This is a genomic window from Henriciella sp., from assembly GCF_049649345.1.
Lineage (GTDB): Bacteria > Pseudomonadota > Alphaproteobacteria > Caulobacterales > Hyphomonadaceae > Henriciella.
Genome location: NZ_JBARZC010000657.1, coordinates 1 through 2,785, shown reverse-complemented (window position 1 = coordinate 2,785; position 2,785 = coordinate 1). Strand labels below are relative to the sequence as shown.

At 58.4% G+C, this 2,785-nt stretch carries 4 protein-coding genes; 3 read left to right on the top strand and 1 reads right to left on the bottom strand.

Annotated elements, in window-relative coordinates; all coding sequences use genetic code 11:
• A partial coding sequence (locus tag WA989_RS18015) for an acyl-CoA dehydrogenase family protein (RefSeq protein WP_424341851.1) occupies nt 1–948 on the bottom strand: 948 nt, incomplete at its 3' end.
• A 120-nt stretch (nt 949–1,068) separates the two neighbouring features.
• Here WA989_RS18015 and WA989_RS18010 point away from each other — a divergent pair.
• From WA989_RS18010 to WA989_RS18000, 3 genes are all read left to right on the top strand, one after another.
• A complete protein-coding gene (locus WA989_RS18010) occupies nt 1,069–1,689 on the top strand; it encodes a YceI family protein (protein WP_424341850.1) in 621 nt (206 codons plus the stop codon).
• 34 nt (nt 1,690–1,723) lie between these two features.
• Nucleotides 1,724–2,470, top strand: a complete 747-nt coding sequence (locus WA989_RS18005) for a YceI family protein (protein ID WP_424341849.1) — start codon at nt 1,724–1,726, stop codon at nt 2,468–2,470.
• 33 nt (nt 2,471–2,503) lie between these two features.
• Nucleotides 2,504–2,785 (top strand): cytochrome b (locus WA989_RS18000; RefSeq protein ID WP_424341848.1); only part of this gene is annotated, 282 nt, incomplete at its 3' end.

Below are 2,785 nucleotides of genomic sequence, written 5' to 3'. Positions count from 1 at the left end.
CTGCGCGTATTCATAAGCGGTCTGCCAGGCCGCTTCCCCGACCCCGACCCCTTCGAGGCCGACGTTGAGGCGCGCCGAATTCATCATGGTGAACATGCAGGCCAGTCCGCGATTTTCCTCGCCAACGAGCCATCCTGTTGCGCCATCATACTCCATGACGCAGGTCGGAGAGGCGTGGATGCCGATCTTCTTCTCAAGCCCGATACACTGGACCTTGTTGCGCGCGCCGAGCGAGCCGTCTTCATCCACCATGACTTTCGGCACAACAAACAGGGAGATTCCACGTGAACCTTCCGGCGCATCCGGCAGGCGGGCGAGAACGAGGTGGATGATATTCTCAGCCATGTCATGATCGCCCCAGGTGATGTAGATTTTCTGGCCTGTGATCTCGTAAGAGCCATCACCTTTTGGCACCGCCTTGGTCTTGAGCGCGCCGACATCGGACCCGGCCTGCGGCTCGGTCAAATTCATCGTGCCGGTCCATTCGCCCGAGACGAGCTTGGGCAGGTATTTCTTCTGCTCGGCCTCATGGCCATGCGCCACCAGCGCCTCGATTGCGCCGAGGCTCAACATCGGGCAGAGGCCGAAGCTCATATTGGAGCCGTGCAGCAATTCCAGAACAGCATTGGCGAGCGTCTTGGGCAGGCCCTGACCGCCCCATTCGACAGGCGCGGCGAGGCCCATCCAGCCGCCTTCCGCAAATTGTTTGTAGGCTTCGGCAAAGCCATGCGGCGCGACAACGCCATCGCCTGTGAGCTGCGCGCCCTGTGCGTCGCCTGTCTGATTGAGCGGCGCGAGCACATCGCCAGCCAGTTTTCCCGCCTCTTCAAGGATGGGCTCGACAAGGTCCATGTCAAAGTCCGGGAAATCACTGCCCGTGAGCCGGTCAAGGCGTGCCATGGTTTTCAGCGCAAAAGCCATTTCATCAACCGGCGCCCTATAACTCATCTCATGCATCTCCCGGATATGTGCTATGGCGCTCGTGATCCTGTTCGCGGCTGGAAGGATTGTGAGTGCCTGCTAGATTGGTTTCAGCCTATAATGTCGGATATTCAAAGGAGAACGTCCATGCGCAGATTTATCGCATCAGCTGCCCTCGTAGCCCTGCTTTCTACTCCAGCCCTTGCTCAGCAGACGCTGGAGGGCGTCGCGGCTGATACCTACCAGCTCGATCCGACGCATGCCTTCCTGACATGGACGGTGCAGCATAATGGCCTGTCCGGCTACACGGTGAACTTCACGGACTTCGATGCGACCCTCGACTTCGACCCTGAAGATCCTGGCGCTTCCGAGCTCAGCGTCACGATCGACCCGATGGGCGTTGAGACCAACCATCCAGACGCTGACGAGCGCGAGGAGTGGCACACAGAGATCTCGACCGATGACCGCTTTCTGAACGGTGACGAGTATTCCGAAATCACTTTCGTCTCGACAAGCGCAGAGCAGACCGGCGATTTCACAGGCACGGTCACCGGCGACCTGACCTTTCTCGGCGTGACCAAGCCCGTTACGCTCGACGTCACCTATAATGGAACGGCGAACGTGCCTTGGTATGGCCCGCGCGATCTGATCGGCTTTAACGCGACGACGACGATCAAGCGCTCTGACTTCGGCATGACCGCCATGATCCCGATGATCTCGGATGAAGTCGAAATCGAGTTCTCCGGCGAATTCCTGCAGAACGAATAGCCTCGTCTTTCCACTCTTATAAGGTACAGACCACATGAAATTTTCCATGCTTTTCGCGGCTGGCGCGAGCGCTCTTGCCCTCGCCGCCTGCTCGCAGCCTGATGACTCCATCGACGTTGATGCGGACACCCCGCCCGCCGAAACCGGCACTCCATCAACGGACACGAATGCTCCTGAGGAGATGACTGACCCGGCCGCCGATACTGAACCGGCCGTACCCGCCGCGGGAACCTACAGCCTAGAGCCGACGCACGCCTTCCTGTCCTTCACGGTCATGCACAATGGCCTGTCTGAATACACGGTCGACTTCACAGATTTCGATGTGACGCTCGACTTCGATCCGGATGCGCCCGAGACCTCGGATCTTAGTGCTACGATCAATCCGCTTGGGCTCAATGTGAACTATCGCGCCGACTATAAGGCCGGCCATCCTGACAGCCCCTATTCAACCTGGCCCGAAGCGCTCAGCAAGGACACGCGCTTTCTCAACGCCGCCGAGTTTCCTGAGATCACGTTCGAGTCGACTGATGTTACCCAGACAGGCGACAATTCCGGCACGGTCACGGGCGATCTGACCTTTCTGGGCGTCACGCGCCCAGTGACGCTGGATGTCACGTATAATGGCACCGGGAATGCTCCCTGGTATGGCGAACGAGACCTCATTGGCTTCGATGCGACCACCACGATCAGCCGCTCGGCCTTCGGACAGGACTCTCTGGAAGGCGTGATTTCCGATGACGTCATGATCGAGTTTTCTGGCGAACTGCTGCAGGACGAGTAAAGTCCGCCGGCTCAGGAGCAAAACTCGTTACACATGACACAATCTTCTCGTTACAGCGTCGTCGCGATTGCCCTTCACTGGGCAATCGCGTTCGCCATAATTGGCATGATCTTCCTTGGCTGGAACATGGAGGGCAGCGAAGACCTCTATCAGCTTCACAAGTCGATCGGGATCACCATCCTCATCCTGACAATTGCGAGGATCATCTGGCGGCTCATCAATCCGGTCCCTCCCCTGCCGGCCGAAATGAAGCCGATCGAGAAGACTGCCAGCCATCTGGTTCACTGGTCTTTCTACGGCCTGATGTTCCTGATG

Excerpts from the sequence above, each read along its gene's own strand:
- WA989_RS18010 (WP_424341850.1), top strand. The coding sequence starts at position 1,069 with ATGCGCAGATTTATCGCATCAGCTGCCCTCGTAGCCCTGCTTTCTACT.
- WA989_RS18005 (WP_424341849.1), top strand. The coding sequence starts at position 1,724 with ATGAAATTTTCCATGCTTTTCGCGGCTGGCGCGAGCGCTCTTGCCCTC.